Source organism: Pseudozobellia thermophila (genome assembly GCF_900141855.1).
Classification (GTDB): domain Bacteria; phylum Bacteroidota; class Bacteroidia; order Flavobacteriales; family Flavobacteriaceae; genus Pseudozobellia; species Pseudozobellia thermophila.
In genome coordinates this window covers 50,943-68,538 of the sequence record NZ_FQYU01000010.1, presented here as the reverse complement: position 1 = coordinate 68,538, position 17,596 = coordinate 50,943, and the positions used below count along the sequence as shown (strand labels likewise).

Annotated in this window: 14 protein-coding genes; 7 read left to right on the top strand and 7 right to left on the bottom strand. The window is 48.3% G+C overall.

Annotated features, from left to right (window positions below):
* Both BUB37_RS21695 and BUB37_RS18115 read right to left on the bottom strand, forming a co-directional pair.
* A partial coding sequence (locus BUB37_RS21695) for an FG-GAP repeat domain-containing protein (protein WP_170863188.1) occupies positions 1-1,511 on the bottom strand: 1,511 nt, incomplete at its 3' end.
* Between the two features lie 132 nt (positions 1,512-1,643).
* Complete coding sequence (locus BUB37_RS18115) at positions 1,644-4,106, bottom strand: M14 family metallopeptidase (protein ID WP_072995246.1); 2,463 nt, start codon at positions 4,104-4,106, stop codon at positions 1,644-1,646.
* A 176-nt stretch (positions 4,107-4,282) separates the two neighbouring features.
* On the opposite strand from BUB37_RS18115, the gene bshC reads away from it, so the two are divergent.
* On the top strand, positions 4,283-5,890 hold the full coding sequence (gene bshC / locus BUB37_RS18110) for a bacillithiol biosynthesis cysteine-adding enzyme BshC (protein ID WP_072995245.1): 1,608 nt from the start codon (positions 4,283-4,285) through the stop codon (positions 5,888-5,890).
* A gap of 5 nt (positions 5,891-5,895) precedes the next feature.
* On the opposite strand, the gene BUB37_RS18105 is transcribed toward bshC, so the two are convergent.
* The gene (locus BUB37_RS18105; protein WP_072995244.1) at positions 5,896-6,441 is read right to left on the bottom strand and encodes a pyridoxamine 5'-phosphate oxidase family protein; all 546 of its coding nucleotides are present in this window, start codon (positions 6,439-6,441) and stop codon (positions 5,896-5,898) included.
* 700 nt (positions 6,442-7,141) lie between these two features.
* Here BUB37_RS18105 and guaA point away from each other — a divergent pair.
* The 4 genes from guaA to BUB37_RS18085 all read left to right on the top strand — a co-directional run bounded on the left by guaA (position 7,142) and on the right by BUB37_RS18085 (position 11,917).
* Positions 7,142-8,674, top strand: a complete 1,533-nt coding sequence (gene guaA, locus BUB37_RS18100) for a glutamine-hydrolyzing GMP synthase (protein ID WP_072995293.1) — start codon at positions 7,142-7,144, stop codon at positions 8,672-8,674.
* Position 8,675: 1 nt separating this feature from the next.
* Complete coding sequence (locus tag BUB37_RS18095; protein ID WP_072995243.1) at positions 8,676-10,856, top strand: PBP1 and LysM peptidoglycan-binding domain-containing protein; 2,181 nt, start codon at positions 8,676-8,678, stop codon at positions 10,854-10,856.
* Between the two features lie 35 nt (positions 10,857-10,891).
* Positions 10,892-11,296: an OsmC family protein gene (locus BUB37_RS18090; RefSeq protein ID WP_072995242.1), complete on the top strand. Its 405-nt coding sequence runs from the start codon at positions 10,892-10,894 to the stop codon at positions 11,294-11,296.
* Between the two features lie 81 nt (positions 11,297-11,377).
* Positions 11,378-11,917 (top strand): DUF922 domain-containing protein, encoded by a 540-nt coding sequence (locus BUB37_RS18085; protein ID WP_072995292.1) that lies wholly within the window; start codon positions 11,378-11,380, stop codon positions 11,915-11,917.
* 34 nt (positions 11,918-11,951) lie between these two features.
* Here the strand turns inward: BUB37_RS18085 and BUB37_RS18080 are convergent, their stop codons facing one another.
* The 4 genes from BUB37_RS18080 to BUB37_RS18065 all read right to left on the bottom strand — a co-directional run bounded on the left by BUB37_RS18080 (position 11,952) and on the right by BUB37_RS18065 (position 14,242).
* The gene (locus tag BUB37_RS18080) at positions 11,952-12,488 is read right to left on the bottom strand and encodes a hypothetical protein (RefSeq protein WP_072995241.1); all 537 of its coding nucleotides are present in this window, start codon (positions 12,486-12,488) and stop codon (positions 11,952-11,954) included.
* 103 nt (positions 12,489-12,591) lie between these two features.
* Positions 12,592-13,338 (bottom strand): hypothetical protein, encoded by a 747-nt coding sequence (locus tag BUB37_RS18075; RefSeq protein ID WP_139278138.1) that lies wholly within the window; start codon positions 13,336-13,338, stop codon positions 12,592-12,594.
* Between the two features lie 40 nt (positions 13,339-13,378).
* Complete coding sequence (locus BUB37_RS18070) at positions 13,379-13,648, bottom strand: hypothetical protein (RefSeq protein ID WP_072995239.1); 270 nt, start codon at positions 13,646-13,648, stop codon at positions 13,379-13,381.
* Positions 13,649-13,708: 60 nt separating this feature from the next.
* Positions 13,709-14,242, bottom strand: coding sequence for a hypothetical protein (locus BUB37_RS18065; RefSeq protein WP_139278137.1), 534 nt, complete (start codon positions 14,240-14,242; stop codon positions 13,709-13,711).
* A 502-nt stretch (positions 14,243-14,744) separates the two neighbouring features.
* On the opposite strand from BUB37_RS18065, the gene BUB37_RS18060 reads away from it, so the two are divergent.
* The gene (locus BUB37_RS18060; protein WP_072995237.1) at positions 14,745-16,826 is read left to right on the top strand and encodes a tetratricopeptide repeat-containing sensor histidine kinase; all 2,082 of its coding nucleotides are present in this window, start codon (positions 14,745-14,747) and stop codon (positions 16,824-16,826) included.
* Between the two features lie 5 nt (positions 16,827-16,831).
* Complete coding sequence (locus BUB37_RS18055; RefSeq protein WP_072995236.1) at positions 16,832-17,578, top strand: LytR/AlgR family response regulator transcription factor; 747 nt, start codon at positions 16,832-16,834, stop codon at positions 17,576-17,578.
* The last annotated feature ends 18 nt before the right edge of the window (positions 17,579-17,596 follow it).

The following is a 17,596-nucleotide window of genomic DNA, read 5'->3' as shown; positions in this document are numbered from 1 at the left end:
CTTACCTCGTCGGTGGCCGTATCGTTCTCGTCGTCGGTTACGGTCAACCTAAAGACATAGCCGCCCTCGACGAGTGCGCTTGCCATTAGGTCCTTGGTGTTCTCTCCGGAAAGGCTTGCCGTATTGGGTCCGCTGACCTGGGTCCATTGAAAGCTTACACTGCCCCCGTCGGGATCGCTTCCGGATCCGTTAAGGGTAACGGCGTTGTCGGGCAGGGTGATGGATTTATCACTTCCGGCATCGGCCGTGGGCGGGTCATTGCTTACCGCATTGGAGGTATTTTCAAAAATTCTGGGAATAATGTTGTCCCACCCAATCGAGACAACGTCAAAATCACCGTCGTTGTCAATATCTACCACGCGGGCCCCATCGTGGTGGTCGAAGCCGGTGCCTCCTTCATCAAGGGTATGGCGGATAAACGTACCCGAGTCGCACAGGTCGTTTTCAAAAGTGATCAAGCGGTTATCGCCCTTCCATTCGCCCACGGTAATATCGGGGTCGCCATCCTTGTCTATGTCTTCGGCAAAAACACTGAGGCTTCCCCGGATATCGGAAGCCAAAAGGTGCTTTGTCCAGTTTTGTGAAGAATTCGAGGGATTTTCCCACCAAGCAAACTCCATTTTTGCGCTGGTCGTAGAATTGGCGGTCAATTGGCCTACCGCGGCATCGAGGTCGCCGTCCCCGTCGAAGTCGGCCAGTTGGGCCCTGTCTTCCGTAGAGGCATATGCTATTCCGGTCGCAATGGTCGTCCATGTACCGTCGCCATTGTTGCGCAGCCAGTTTCTGGATTGAAAGAGGTCGAGGTCGCCATCTCCATCAATGTCCCCTTTCTGAAGGTCCTCCCCCAAAGAATCATCACTAATATCTTCTATGGGCCATTCGGTGTTTACGGGGTCGGAGGGTACGGTCAGCATTTGAACGGCAGAGTGCGTGGTTTCGGCACCGTTCCAGTTGATGGCGATTTGATAGCTTCCGTTGTTCTGAAAATCCCCACCAGCGATTCCCGCAATAAAGGGTTCGTAATACGAGGTGTTTCCCGAGGGGATGTTCGTATGTATCGTAAAGTTTCCGGATCCGTCGTTCTCGGCCCACACCAAATCGTAACCTTTGTATTTGCCGGTCGTTCCCAGAAGGTCTAAATCCCCATCGCCATCAAAATCGTGAATGTGCGCCATGTTGTTGAACGGGGAACCAATGGTGTTTCTGACCCAATTGCCCGATGCGGTACCGGGATTGCGATACCACCAGGCTCCCGTAACTATATCTTTGAGGCCATCGCCATCGATATCGAAATCGGCGTATATGTAGACCAGCCGGTAAGAAAACTCACTGCTCTCCAATTGATGTACCTCCCACTGGTCGGGAAAGGGGGTCGAGTTGCACTGCGAAGTAGCCTGAAGGTGGTACAAAAACAAGAGGGCCGAAACCAAGAAAACGGGACTTCGGCCCGAAAACAAGAAATCGACGTACAAATGGGGGCATAGACCGGCCAGGTATAACCTATTTTTCATTTTCAAGCTTTAGTGTGTAGGCAATAGTACTATATTTTTGGGGTTCTAAAAATGTATTCGGACAAGAGTGCCCGAAACGGCGTTTAAAGACCACCTCGATATATACGCACTGGAAGGGAAAATGGCCTAGCCTTAGTTGACTAGAAAAAGGGCGTTGGCGAAGAAGAGCTTTCCATTTTCCCAAAATCCGCGGAAAAGGGGGTTGTCGGCCAAGTAGACTACCTGGCCCTTTCCGTAGTCCTCTGCACCGAAGACCAGGGTCTCCCCAATACCCTTTTGGGCCTCGCTTCCTGCAAAGCCCGCGACCGGTCGGGCGTTTTTTTCTTCCAAAAAGGCCACGGTACCCTTTTGTAAATAGTTAAAGGCGCTATTGCCCAATTTTAAACTGAAATATGAGTTGGGGTAGCCGAAGGCCAAGGGGTGGGTATTGTCTACCCTGGTTTTGAAAATGGCACCGGTAATTGCTTTTTTTATCTGTTCCCTTTGGTCTTCCTCGAAAGTAGCGAAGGTGCGACTGCTGTCTTTTCGGATTTCCCTGCTCTTGATACCGAAGACCTGCTTTGATGAAAAAGCCTTGAGTACATGGCCCATGGCAATCAGTTTACCGCCCTTCTTTACATAGGTTTTTAGTTTCTCCAGAACTTGCTCGTCCAGAAAATCGGAATACCCGTTGCCATCGGGCAGTATCAGGGTGTCGTAATCGGAAAGGTCTACACCGGCCAGGTACGAGCCTTCTATTACGGTTATGGGATAGTTCAGTTGTTGTTCGAAAAAATGCCACACTTCCCCAAAACGCAATGTCGATGTGGGGGAACCTGATAGCACGGCCACTTTGGTATCGTTGATCAAGCTGACCGAGTCGGAACCGAAATCCTTTCCCTCCTCGACAAAACCCGTTGACGTGGCCGTTAATGTCCGCTCTTGAAGGGAGGCGATCTGGGTCAGTTCACTCGCGAAGGCGGACTTGTGCTTGTTGTCGCCCTTGGTAACGATAAGGGAGCCCCGTTCGTATTCCCGGCCATCCAAAACAAAGGGCTTTTTGGCGTAGCGTACCCGAAAATCGGCCTGTAGCAATGCGGCCAGGAACCGGGCGTCGTCAAAACTTTGCCAAGGCGATAAATAGGCGTAGGCCCCAGGGTCGGGTGTTGCCGCCGACTTGTTTTTGGTAGGGGCATCCGTCGTATAGGCTATTTCCGATGGTACGGCTACCGCATCCAGACCATAGGCATAGGGCAGGGACCAGGCGGTAATGTCGTAGGTAAGCGAATCGCTCAATTTGGCATTCGGTTCGAACAAAACCTTTACCAAGGTTCCTTTCTTTTGGCCCACGGGTACTACCAAACTCTGCCCGGTGGTTTTAAGGCTGCCGTTTTTGCCGGTTTGGTATATAAATCCTTTCGCCGTATGGGTCTTGGCCCAGCCGTACTTGATCTCGTGCCTTTCCAACAATTCGGTAAGCCTCTTTATCTTGTCGGCATTTCCGTTGAGCACATAGTTCTTGTACTTGTAGTCTTTGTTCGCATGGAACTTTTGAAACTCCAAGTTGAGCCGTTTGGCGTTCTTGGAGGCTACCTCAATGGTCGATAGCCCGGTGGTGTTGTGGTGGTCGAGTCGGTCCTTTAGGCTTAGGGTGTCGCCCATGCGGGTGGTGATGGCCAAGCCTGCGCGCCCGCTGCCGCCTTGTTCATAGGTCATGCCGATGCTTCCGTTATAGGTGGGGAAAGTGTCGCCGTAACTGGGGTACAACAGGTCGAAAACCTCCTTGGTAAAATAAAACCAACCATTGGCATCGAAATAACGGGCATGGTTCTTGCCCACGGTGACCTGAAACTCCCGTTGAAAATCCGTGATCACTTCGTGAAAGGGCTCTGCCGCCGGTGCAAAATAGTAGGGGTTGTCGACTTCCTGTTCATGAAAATCGACATGGATATGGGGCAACCACTTGTTGTACACCTTTATTCGTTGTCGGCTTTCCAATTGGGTGAGCCATGCCCAGTCGCGGTTCAGGTCGAACATATAGTGGTTCGGCCGGCCGTTGAGCCAAGGCTCATGGTGTTCCTTGCTGTTCGGGTCGATTTGATGGGGCGAATTCTTGAATTGGTGGTACCAATTGACATAGCGTTCGCGCCCATCGGGATTGACGCACGGGTCGACGATGACCACGGTGTTTTTCAGGTAGTCCCCTTTGCGCGTCAAAAGTTCGTAAACCGTCTTCATGGAGGCCTCCGAACTTACACTTTCATTGCCGTGTACGTTATAGCTCATCCATACTATGGCAATCTCGGGATTACCCGTGCCCTCGCTGTTCAAAAGGTGGGCTTGTCTGATGTTTTCAAGGTCGGCCATGTTTGCGGGAGACGAAATATAGGCCAGGTAGAGCGGCCGGCCCTCATAGGTTTCGCCGTATTGTTCAAGCCGAACCCGTTGCTTTTCTGTCCGCGAAAGATATTGGTAGTAATCGATGACACGGTGGTGCCTTGTGAAACGGGTCCCTAGTTCGTAACCAAGGAATTCGGAAGGGGACTTAAGGTCTTGTCCGATTGTCGATAGGGTACAAAGGCTTAGGAGTAGGAGTAGAACGGTTCGCAATGGCATCGTTTTGTTAGGAAATTAAATCAAGGGAACCCTTCTAGGGCTTTAACCAGTATCAAATCTAATGAATATTCACGTATTTGCCCCCTGATAGTCTGTCATTGGGGAAAAAATCGGGTGAACGTATTAACGAATTTTTAGGAGGTCCGATTAATTGAGAGTTTTATATTTACACCTTTATGGATATGGACAGTTTACCTTTCGACCAAACGGGATATTTTTCTGATTTCATCTGCGATTATATTGCTCAAAAAGAGGGGGTAAGGCCTTTTTTTAGCCGCTTCCCCACCTTGGAAAACTTTCAGGACCAACTACAGGAAAAAGCTACCCACTTTCCCGATGCGCATCGCGAGGTGCTCTACTCCGTCTTGCAGGAACAGTACAAGGATTTCCATGTCAGCGAAGAGACCGAGGTTCATCTCAAAAAATTAAAGGAGCCCATAACCTTTACGGTCGTTACCGGTCACCAATTGAACCTGTTTACCGGTCCGCTCTACTTTCTGTACAAGATCATATCGACGATCAACCTTACCCTCGAATTGAAAAAGGCCCATCCGAAGTACAACTACGTACCCGTTTATTGGATGGCCACCGAGGACCATGATTTCGATGAGATAAATTATTTCAACTTCAAGGGCAAAAAAATACAATGGAACCCCGACAACGGGCAGTCGGGGGCGGTCGGACGCTTCGATACCCAGGGATTGGTGGAGGTCTATGAGACTTTCGCGGCCCAGTTGGGCGGGAGTACCCATGCGAAGGACATAAAAAAACTTTTTGAAAAGGCCTATCTGGGACACGATAACCTGGCCGATGCCACAAGGTACCTCGCCAACGAGCTGTTCGGTAGCTATGGCCTTGTAATCATCGATGGCGATGACCATAGGCTTAAAAGGCTCTTGGTGCCCTATGCCAAAAAGGATATCTTGGAAAATGTAGCCTATAAGGAAGTGACCGGGACCATTTCAGCCTTGGGGCAGACCGATCCGAATTACCTTATACAGGTCAACCCTAGAAAGATCAATTATTTTTATCTAAAGGATGGGGTGAGGTCGAGAATCGTCGAACGGGAGGGAAGCTTTTATGTGCTGGATACCGCTATCGGTTTTTCGAGGGACGAACTTGTAAAGGAGCTGGAGAACCATCCCGAGCGCTTTTCGCCCAACGTTATCGCCCGGCCCTTGTACCAAGAGGTAATCTTGCCGAACCTTTGCTATATCGGCGGCGGGGGCGAGATAGCCTATTGGCTGGAGCTCAAGTCGATGTTTGGTGCCATGGATGTGCCTTTTCCCATTCTCCTATTGCGCAATTCGGCCTTGGTCATTACCGAAAAACAACGTGCCAAGTTGGAGAAAATGAACCTGTCGGTGGCAGACCTTTTTTTAAGGCGCAGTAGTTTTATCAATAAAAAAATACGGGAAATTTCGAATATAGATATCGATTTCGGCCCCCAGAAAAAACTATTGGAAGAGCAGTTCAAGGCGCTGTACGAAATGGCCGAGCAGACCGATAAATCGTTCTTGGGAGCGGTAAGGGCCCAAGAGGTGAAACAGAAAAAAGGCTTGGACCATTTGGAGAAGCGCTTGCTGAAGGCCCAAAAACGAAAGCTGAAGGAGCAGGTTATGCGTATGACCGAAATACAGAACGAGCTTTTTCCGAATGGGTCGTTGCAGGAGCGGTATCTCAACTTTTCGGAGCTCTATCTCGAAATGGGCGAGAACCTAATACCGGTCTTGATGAAGGCCCTAAGACCCCTGGAGCTTAAATTTGCCCTAATAAACGTGTAGCCAGATCAAGGAACCAAAAATTCACTGTTCCAGCGGTCATCTTCCTTTGAAAACCTGACGCGGAGGTGGCTGGGCCGTTGCAATTTGAGGTATTCGATTTTAAAAGGTTCCATCTCTATGGCGCAGAAGTAATTGTTCTTGTCGAGATATTCGATCTCATCCGGACTCCCTATGGCGCTGCCGGGGGCTATATGCGTGGTATAGTCCTTTAAATGGTCGGCCTCTATGTTCTTTAGGTAGGCGTTCAATCTTTTATCGTCCCTTACCAAGCTCGCCAGACCCTCTATCTTTAGTTGAAGTAGTTTTTCAGGATGGTAAAACAACATGCTCACCTTGTTGTTCTCCTTAATATGGATTACTTTTTTTGAACGGCGGTCGGTATAAAAGGTGAGGTTCAACCGATCGGATACATGTCGCACCACAACCGTCCGGAGCCTCGGTAGGTGCTCGAAACCGACCGTTGCAAAGGTACAGTACCTGAAAGGATGGCCTTTTTGGCTTGCACCCAAAATCAGTTCGTTTCTAAGTTCTTCCCAAATACGATCCGTCATTTTTATTTCATTTTAAGTAAAATTAGAAAAAAAACCTGATCGATCGGGTAGGGTATTTTTGGCATCAGGTGTTATAGGTATAAATTGCTATGAAAAAGATTTAATCTTTGAATTAGTTTATGTGTTTAGGTTGGTTTTTGATTTTGATGCAAAGCCTGGGTTTGGTAGCCTAGGCTTTTTTTATGCCCACTGCCTTCGTTTTTGGGTCGGGACGTGGCGTTTTTTTCCATTCGATTTGAGTATTTTGGCTTATCTTACAGAGGTGTTTGCAACCTCTTTTTTGGTTTTGTCCCTAGCTGTCGTGTCCGGCGAAGGGACGAAGGGTTACAAGTATTGGAGGCGTTCAAAAATGACCCGAACTATCCCTTTTTTTGTTTGTGTTTTACCAATTTTTTAATTTGTAGGAATTGGTTTAATATGCTTAACACCAGTTTTTTGTTTTTCATTACCTAAACAATTTGTTTCTATTTTTATTTTCGGCAGGTTCAAGGGGTTGTGCCTACGTCATTCGTTGAATACGAGGCTGGCGGACATTCTTTTTTTGTAAAAATTTCGGGGGGCGATCGAGTATTTTGGAATCTGGGATGAAATAGTTGCGATAGTTTATTTTGTAATGGTTTTTTATTGATGATTGTTAAAAACCCGTTATAAATATATGGGAAGAGGCTTTTTCAAATTTGGGAAATTCCTATTTTTGCCCATGCAAAACAACGTCCTTATTTTAGACTTCGGTTCCCAGTACACGCAACTCATCGCCAGAAGGGTTCGGGAACTGAATATTTTCTGTGAAATCAAACCGTATAACAAACTACCTGAAGACTTGTCGGAGTACAAGGCCGTAATCTTGTCGGGATCTCCCTTTTCGGTCCGCGCCGACGATGCACCGCATCCGGACCTCTCGCAGATCAAGGGTAAAAAGCCCTTATTGGCAGTGTGCTATGGGGCACAGTACCTGGCCCATTTCGGGGGAGGCAACGTGGCACCATCGAACACCCGCGAATACGGCAGGGCCAACTTGTCGTACATCAAGCCTGATGAGGTATTTTTCGAATCGATTTCGGAAGGGAGCCAGGTTTGGATGAGCCATAGCGATACCATTCAAAAGCTTCCCGAGGGGGCAATGGTCTTGGCCAGTACCCATGATGTGGAGAACGCCGCCTATAGGATAGCGGGAGAGGAAACCTATGCCATACAGTTCCACCCCGAGGTTTATCATACCAAGGATGGAAAACAGCTGTTGGAAAACTTTTTGGTGAAGATAGCGGGACTCGGGCAAACCTGGACACCCGATGCCTTTGTCGACAGTACCGTTGCGGAACTGAAGCGGAAGATCGGCGACGAAAAAGTGATCCTTGGGCTTTCGGGCGGGGTAGACTCCACCGTTGCCGCGGTTCTTTTGCACAAGGCCATAGGTAAACACCTGCATTGTATTTTCGTAAACAATGGATTGCTCCGAAAAAACGAGTTCGAAGAGGTCTTGGAACAATACAAGGGAATGGGGCTCAACGTGAAGGGGGTCGATGCTTCGGCACGCTTTTTGGATGCCCTCAAAGGGGAAAGCGATCCCGAGAAAAAACGAAAGATCATCGGGAGGGTCTTTATCGAGGTATTTGACGACGAGGCCCATAAGGTCGAAGACGCCAAATGGTTGGCGCAAGGAACCATTTATCCCGATGTGATCGAATCGGTTTCCGCCACGGGAGGGCCTTCGGCGACAATCAAGAGCCATCACAATGTCGGTGGATTGCCCGATTTTATGAAATTGAAGGTGGTAGAGCCGCTTAAAATGTTGTTCAAGGACGAAGTGCGAAGAGTGGGCAGGAGTATGGACATAGGGGAAGAAAGATTGGGCAGGCATCCGTTTCCCGGGCCTGGACTTGCCATTAGGATATTGGGTGATATTACCGCCGAAAAGGTGGCGATTCTGCAGGAAGTGGACCATATTTTTATAAAAGGTTTGCGCGATTGGGGACTTTATGACAAGGTTTGGCAGGCCGGGGCCATGCTTTTGCCCGTAAATAGTGTAGGAGTTATGGGAGATGAGCGCACTTATGAAAAATGTGTAGCTTTACGGGCCGTGGAGAGTACGGATGGCATGACGGCGGATTGGGTCAACCTGCCCTACGAGTTCCTTCAAAAAATGTCTAACGATATAATAAACAAAGTGCCGGGCGTGAACAGAGTGGTTTACGACATTAGCTCAAAACCACCGGCAACTATAGAATGGGAATAAAATGAACCAATTTTTAAAGAATATTGCATTACTTTTTTTACTGACCCTGGCGGCGGGTAATTGTAAGGCGCAGAAGTTCACGACACATTCGGTGAAAAAAGGGGAGACCCTTGAGAGTATTGCCAAAGATTACAATGTAACGCAATACTCCATTTTGCAATTGAACAAAGAGATCAAGCAAGGCGATGCCCTAAGGCCGAACACGATATTGGTGCTCCCCAAAACCGCAAATCCCAAGGTTTCAGGTTCGGGGCCTACTGCAGGCAACAACGACAATGGCCCGGATGTACGCCAAGAAGAGCCGATCGGTTTTACCTCGCATAAAGTGAGAAAGAAGGAAACCCTGTACGGGATCGCCAAACGTTATAACATTTCGGAAGATGAGATAAAGAAATACAATACCGAGTTGTATTCGAGCCAGCTTAAGAAGAAGATGGTCCTTAAGATTCCCAGGTACCGCAGGGCGGTAAGTGACGATGGGCTCGGGGACGATGCGTTCGAAACCTATACCGTTGCCCCCAAGGAAACCCGTTGGAGCATCGCCCACAAGTACGGTATTACGATTGATAGCATGCTTGCACTCAATCCCGAGTTGTCAAAGGCCAACAACCATTTGGCCGCAGGCCAAGAGCTTCGCATGCCGAAGTTGCCGGGAAGCTCTGTCGAAAACCAAGAAACGCAGTTGTTCGTCTCGTATACGGTTCCGCCAAAAATGAACTTTTTTCAACTCAAGCAGAAGTTTGGGGTAGAACCCGATGAGATCGTACGTCTGAACCCGGAGATCACCGAAAGGGGCGGCCTTAAGGAGGGGATGGTCATCCGTATTCCACAGAAAAAGACGGACGCCGGCGAGGTAAATACCGATAATTACAACTTTTATGTGGTCAAACCCAAACAGACCGAGTTCTCCCTAACCCGAAAGTTCGGGGTATCGTACAAGGAGTTGCTGGCCCTTAACCCGGACTTGAAGGACGGACTCAAGGCGGGAATGGTACTCAAGTTGCCTAAAGATCAGAAGGGCGATTTTGAGGTGCGCAACTCGTTGGTGCTTGACAAAATCAATTTACTCGACAGCATCAATGTGGCCCATAGGCCAAAATTGATGTTCCTTTTGCCGTTTAGGCTAAACAAATTGGACCTTGGTGACAAGTCCGAGGTGGCCAGTATTATCGACAAGAGAAACAGTCTTAAATACAGTCTGGGCCTCTATTCGGGCGCTTTGGTGGCCATAGACTCCATAGCCGAGCTGGGCATATCGGTAGATGTGAGAACGTTCGACAACGAATTGAGCCTGGCCAAGACCAAGGAAATATTACAAAAAGAAAACCTTTCGGGCCTTAATGCCATTGTCGGTCCCTTGGATATGCCCTCGCTTAAGGAAACCGCCTTGAGGGCCAATAATAGCCAAGTTCCCGTTATAGCGCCCATACCTGCCGAAAGCGACCTGAGCTTGGTCAACGTATTCTATTCATATACCTCTCCGAAAGTACTGAGGGAGCGTATGATGGACTACGTGGCCGACAACTACGAAGATCAGAATTTGATCATCATTGCCGATAAGGCCCATGCCGCGGTACGCGATTCTATTTTGGAACGCTTTCCCAACGCCAAGGTGGCCGAAGTCGCGGAAGAGGAAAAGCATATTGGCGTGAATATTGACAAATTAAAACGGCTCCTATCGGATGAGACCGAAAATTGGGTCTTTTTGGAGACGGAAAACTTTAAGTTGGTCTCAAGTGTGACCTCTATCTTGAATTCGTTCCAGAACTCTTTGTTGAACCCTGATAACCCCAAGGGCAACAAGGTGAAGATGCGAATGTTCACTACCAACAAAAACAGTGCCTTTGAAAACGATGTGATATCCAATGCACACCTTTCGAACCTGAGGTTTACCTATCCTTCGGTCTATAAGATGCCCGAAAACAATTCGTTCTCGAAGCGCTATGAAAAACGCTTTGGTAGCCTGCCCGATCGTTATGCGGTACGTGGTTTTGACCTTACTTTCGACCTTTTGTTGAAACTGGCCTATAAGAATAATTTGATGGAGGCTTCCAAATTGGTCGGTGAGACCTCGTATTCGGGCAACAAGTTCAACTATGAGAGAAAGGGGGCATCGGGCTACTACAATCGTTCTTCCTATATCATGACCATTGAAGATTTGCGCATTAAGGAAGTACGGTAATCGGCCGGAACACCAGTTAACTAATAAACAAGCCTATGACCTCAAAAGTTACCTATAACGGGGAGTTACGGACCACTTGCGAACACCTTCGTTCGGGAGATACCTTTATTACCGATGCCCCGGTCGACAATAATGGGCTGGGCCAGGCATTTTCGCCTACCGATACGGTTGCTACGGCCTTGGGGAGTTGTATGGTCACCATGATGGGAATCAAGGCCAAGGGCCTGAACGTCGATTTGACCGGGTCTGTAGTGGAAATTACCAAGCACATGGCCTCGGATCCCCGAAGAATTTCCAAAATAGAGGCCAAGCTGTCGCTGCCCTCTCAGATATCGGAGAAAGACAGAAAGATATTGGAACATACGGCCAAGACATGCCCGGTGCTCTATAGTCTGCACCCCGATATAGAAAAGATAATCGATTTTGATTGGTGCCTATAGCGGGCTTTGGTTCAATTGTTGATGCTGTGTTTGCCAAATGCCTTCGACGGTTTGGCGAAGGCTTGCAAGTTTTTCGATAAGATGGTCTTAAAGTTTTCGTTTTTCCTGTTTTTCTTCCTTGCGATAGCCGGTTTTGCACAAGGTGAGGAAATTATTCCGTGGAGTGCCGACCGAAAGCTCCAATGGTCCGATTTTAAAGGCAAATACCTTAAAACGGAATGGGCGGCGGCCACTACGGCAAGCAGTATAAGCTATAAGTTTTCGACCTACGAAAAAGACGGGCAAGTGTATGTCGATTTTGTGGTAGGATGTGAGTTCTACCCCAAAAAATCGTGGTACCGACCCGATATGGTCGATGATTTGATCTTAAGCCACGAACAGCTGCATTTCGATATTGCGGAACTGCATGCCCGAAAATTTAGGAAGCGCCTGGCGGAAACCCGCTTTACGGCCAATATTAAGGAAGAGGTCAGGGAAATCTACAAAGAGGTGCTCAAAGAGCTCTATATTTTTCAGAACAGGTACGACCACGAAACCAACTTCTCCCGCGATACCCAAAAGCAAATGGAATGGAACAAGATGATAGCGGAAGCCTTGGAACAAGAGGCCAAACTCCCCTGACGGGGAGCTTGCTATCCCTTGCTTGCCTTTGAAATTAAAACCGGAACGAGGCCCCTAGGGTCAAGTAGGCGGCACCGTATCCCAGCTCCGCAAAACCGGCGAAACTTTCCGAAAAATACCACCGGCCCCCGGCAAAGACCGTAGCCCCCGGCCTACTGTTCAGGTCGCTATAGGCGTCGCCACTATAGATGCGCATAGAGATCATGGCTCCGCCATAGAGGTCAAGGTTGTCAATGTCGAAACCGGTATAGTGGTATGCGCCGCGGGCACCTATGACCGTATACGACCAGCTGTAGTCGTAGTTGTAGTACCTGTCGTCGTAAGTGAATTTTTTATAACCAATATAGCCTCCGAGGCTGATGACGCCGGGGCCGGGCATATCCCACACCCCTCTTTCATAACTGGCACTGAATACAGGGCTTTCCGTAGAGGTGTTGTATCCGCCGTAATAACCACCTACGCCTATACCTGCGTTGATGACATTGGTGCCTACCTCGAATTCCTGGGCCCTGATGGTGGAAACCAAACAGAATAGGGCCGCAAATAATAACATGTTCTTCGTTGTTTTCATGTGATTGTAGTTTTTACCGATGTGGTTTTATAAAATTGGTGTAAAAATACAGGTAAAACTGTTTTTACGAAGTTTCCAAGCTAAATTTCAAATAAATATCCTCTTATTCCCAGGTAATGGTTCCCTTCAGGGTAAGGACTTTCTTCGTAGTGGTATTGGCGATCTGGGCATCGTCAAAGACCATTTGCTTTTTGTCGAAATCGATATAAAAGCCATCGCCGCACGCAATGAAGGTGCCCACAACGGGTGAGGCACAGGCATATTTGTAATCGGTGCCGTCAACCGATATGTTTATCGATAGGGCCCTGTCGGCAACTTCCGTCGCTTGATCGCCGAGGTCGAGGGCGACGATAACAAAGTTGTTTTCCAAGTCATTGGGTTGTGGCCCTTCCTCTTCCGATATAGGGGTGTTCGAATCGGTCAAGACAATAGTTCTTTCGTTACCGGTCAGTTGGGACAGCCCGATGCCGATATGGCCTACGGTCAGCGACTCCCCTATTTCGGAGGTTTCGTCCCCCGATAGTTCTATGGTGCCGTAATGGTCGTTGGCCCCATCGTCGTCATCGGTCGATTCGTCGTCTTCATCCGTGTCATCGCCGTTGTCCCCCTCGTCCTCGCCATCTTCACCGTTGGCGTCGTCTTCGCCGGCATCATCGTTTTGTTCCCCTCCTTCGTTCTCTCCTTCGTCCCCTTCGGTATCATCGGTTTCCCCGGGAACGGCTTCCTCTTGTTGCGCTTCGGTTTCAGGCGTGGCTTCGGCCGAAGGGGCATCTTCCGAACAAGAGAGGCACAAGTAGAACAAAAGAAGGAAGAGAAGAATAGGGCGAAGGGGTTTATCCGTGTATTTCATAAACGTGGTTCTATGGGTTGTCGGTTCTGTGTTTTTGCCGTTAGTCATCGCTGCAGTTCGCCTTGTAAAATTCCAATTGTGCCTTGTCTTCCGCATCCAGGAACTCACCGCACGACTTCAGTATTTTGTCTATGTCGGATTTAATTTCGGAACAGTCGACATCGTCATCGTCCCATCTCTCGTCGATATCGATTAGTAGGTTGGCACACTCCAAAGTGTCGAACGACTCTTTGATCTCTTCGGCCTGCTCACAATTGGAAAGGGTGAAGGCGATTAGTATTAAAAAGTAAGGGAGTACTGTTTTTTTCATCTTGATGGGTGGTTGGGGTTGTCTAAATTTTGTTTGGTGGACTTCTGGCACAAATGCGGACTAGGGGGTGTCGCCATGTTGTACCACAATTTGATCATCGCTCATCTGGACCATTTTAAAAGGGGAGCGTACCCCCGTCGGTAGGCTCTGCCACAGGGCATCGGCCTTATCTTTGTATTCTACGGTGATGGTAACACTGCCGTTGCTGAAGTTTTTGTTCGGGCTTTTGGCGCCTTTTACACCGATAATATGCTCGTAGAGGGCGTTGAGGTCCGGATCGTCGTAGGTAATGGGGGCGATGCCTATGGTAACGGTCCCCTTCGCCCTCTTTGTTTTTCCTGGGCCGAAAAGGGATTTTATCTCGTTAAGGGCCTCCCTTGAATTGGATACCGTGCTCTTTACGGCATCGGTGGTGTTGGAGGCTGTAGCGCTGATCTCTTCGGAGGCCTGATTGATCTGCTCTACTTCCTTGATCGTGTTTTGGTTTGCCTGCCCTTCCCCGGGGCTGTTTTCTTGACGGGCTACCTGGGCCGACAGGTAGTAATTCGAACATAGCAATAATGCTATTAGGCCGGTGTTTCGTAAAATTTTCATGATCATTGGTTTTGGTGGTTATTTAGTAAGGGTACAGGATGTTGGCAATACTGAATGGGCCTATGTGACCCGTTGAGGGGCATCGGGTCCGGTCTACATCAAGGCTCCGCCTTGATCCATATGGCCTTCAGGTATCCGGTCCGTCGTTCGGCATGCCCATAATCCGCCTCGGCGCAACGTCGCCTTTCCATGATACTGTTGGACCTTCGAAAAACAGCGGCTAAACAGGTTGAGGCTACAATAAGGGTAGCGCGTGGTTCAATGGTGGTTTTCATAAGACGGTGCGTTGGTTCGTTCTCTGTCTGAAAGTAGGGCTTAATATGGTATTTGGGCCATAGGATTTATTGAATGGGCCATATGGGCGGTCACCGTTGTGTTTGGGTTACGGAACGTTTTTGTCGATATCGGCGGCCCGTAATATTTTTTAACGTTTAATAGCATGTCGAAACAAGATTGGTTACATTTATGCTCCCCCGATTAAATTGTTTCAATTGAACTGTATATGAGATTTAGTTGGGTTCCCCTGATTTTTCTGTTGCCCTATTTTGCTTTTTCCCAACAAAGGCAAATCGATTCGATACAAGGGCTCTTGGCGGACCACGTCCAAAACGATTCCGTGCGTTTGGCCCTTCTCAATGAACTGGCCTATCTTCATTATTCGATAGATCCCGAAGAAGGTTTAAGGGTCGGTGACGGTGCCCTGCTGTTGGCCAAACGCCTGAACGATACGGTAGGGTTGGCTACGGCCTATTCCTATAAGGGCCATAATTACAGTGCTTTGGGCCGGGATACCCTGGCCTTGGAAATGTATGGCCTCGCCCGCGACCTTAAAAGGCGGAACAACGATAGGGCCGGTGAGGCGCGACTGATATACAATATGGGCCTGGTGTACTTCAACCAAGCCGATTACCGCCGGGCCAATGACTGCAACCAAAGGGCCTATGATGTATTTGAAAAGGAAAAGGATAGTTTTTTGATGGCAAAGATGCTCAATAGCATTGGCATCAACCATATGTACCTTTCCCAATACCCGCGATCATTGGAAGCTTACTTGAAGGCCAAGGATATTTATGAAGACCTAAAACTTACCGGAGACCTTGAATATGTAAATATCAATTCGAATATCGGCCTATTATACGCCCATCTCGAAAAATTCGATTGGGCCGGGAAGTACCAAAAATATGCCCTCGAAGGATATAAAAAACAGGGCTTTAGGGTAGGGGAGGCCAATGCCTTGACCAATTTGGGGCGTTTGAGAACCCAAAAGGGAATGCCCGAAGAGGCCATAGGCCTATACGAACAAGCGCTTGCGATCATGGAGGAAATCCACAACGAAAGGGGGCAGGCCAGTGCCTTGACCAACATCGGGATTGCTTACGTTGAACTCAAGGCTTACGAAAAGGCCCTGCCCTATTTTCAAAGAACCCAAGGAATTTATGAAAAACTGAACAACCATAACAATCTCTCCATCGTCCACCGCAATTTGGGCGACTGTTATTTCAATCTTGCCGTGGGAGGGGCGAAGTGGGCCAACTTGGATCGCGCGGGAAAAAACTACAATTTGTCACTGGACTATGCCGAAGAGGTACACAACCTGAGCCTTCAATACAATGCCTTTGAAAGCTTGGCCGAATTGTACAGGGCAAAAGGGGATTTCGAACGGGCCTACGATAACAAGGCCAGGGCGGTCGTACTCAAAGACAGTTTTAATTCGACGGATAAAAAAGAGGAAATGGCCCGATTGGAGGCCCAATACCAGTACGAAGGTGAAAAAACGAAGCTTCAGGCCGATTTTGAAAAGAAGGAGATGCTTGCCAAGGCCGAAGTGGAAAAACAGAGGGTAACCAATAAAATGGTCGTCTTTAGTTCGTCGGTTTTCTTGGTGGCCCTTTTGGTGGCCTTCGTGATGTACAAAAAGCGAAGTGACGCCCTCGCGGCAAAAAAACTGGCGGAATTCAACGCCCAGGTGGCCGAGACCGAACTGAAGGCCTTGCGGTCGCAGATGAACCCACATTTTATATTCAATGCACTCAACTCCATAAGCGATTACATGGCCAAAAACGATATTGCCAAAGCGGAGGCCTATTTACTGAAGTTTGCCAAACTGACCCGGGCCATTCTTGAAAATTCCGAAAAAAAATGGATTACCCTTGGGGAAGATCTGGAGCTTATGAAAATTTATATGGATATTGAGGCCATGCGATTGAACCATCCGTTGAATTATTCCATTGAGGTAGACCGACAAGTAGACCCGGGAAATACTTTGGTGCCGCCACTACTTCTGCAACCTTTTATCGAAAACAGCATCTGGCATGGCATTTCGAAAAAGAACGGAGAGGGAAGGGTAGACGTACACGTGCGGGCCGAGGGAGATTTTCTGGTCTGTTGCATTGACGACGATGGGGTAGGGCGACAGAAAAAAATAGATATGAGAAAGGAAAACCATTCCATGGGCCTCAAGATCACCAGAAACCGGCTCGAAATAATCAATCGGTTAAAGCGTAGGAAGGGCAGTTTTAAGGTAGTAGATAAGCAAGTAGGGACGCTCGTGGAGGTAAAACTGCCTTTGGAACTTCAATTTTAACGCCTATGTTGAACGCAATTATTGTCGATGACGAACGGCATTGTAGGGACGCCCTTGAAAATTTGGTCGCAAAACATCGTTCCTTCCTGGATTTAAAGTCCTCCGTTTCGACGGTCAGTGCCGCCATCGAGGCCATAGAAACCTTTGGGCCCGATGTCGTGTTCCTGGATGTCCACCTGCAGAACGAAACGGGCTTTGACCTGTTGAAACAGTTAGATCGGATCGACTTTTACATCATCTTTACCACGGCCTATGAAGCCTATGCCGTGAACGCCTTCAAGTATTCGGCCTTCGATTACCTGTTAAAACCGATCGACCCCGACGAGTTTCAAGAAACCCTCAATAGGTTGAGGGACAGAAGAAATGAGGAGAACCATGCCAAAAAACTGGAAGTGCTTTTCCACAATTTTGAAGCTAGGTTCGACGGTGTCAAAAAAATTGCCATACCGACAGTAAAGGATTTTACGTTTTTAAATGTCTCCGATGTGGTCAGGTGCGAATCGGACGGCAATTACACCCATATTTTCACGGCAAGGGGCAAAAAGCTGACCTCGACAAGAACCCTAAAGTATTTTGAGGAGTTTTTGGGCGATGTACAGTTCTTTCGCATTCACAAATCACATTACGTGAATTTGGCCCACGTTGAAAAGTATATTAAGGGAAAAGGGGGCTATGTAGTTATGTCCGACGGGGCCAGATTGGAGGTCGCGGTACGGCGAAAGGACGATTTTCTAAGGAGACTGGGCAATTAGCCGGGGCTTGCCGACCTA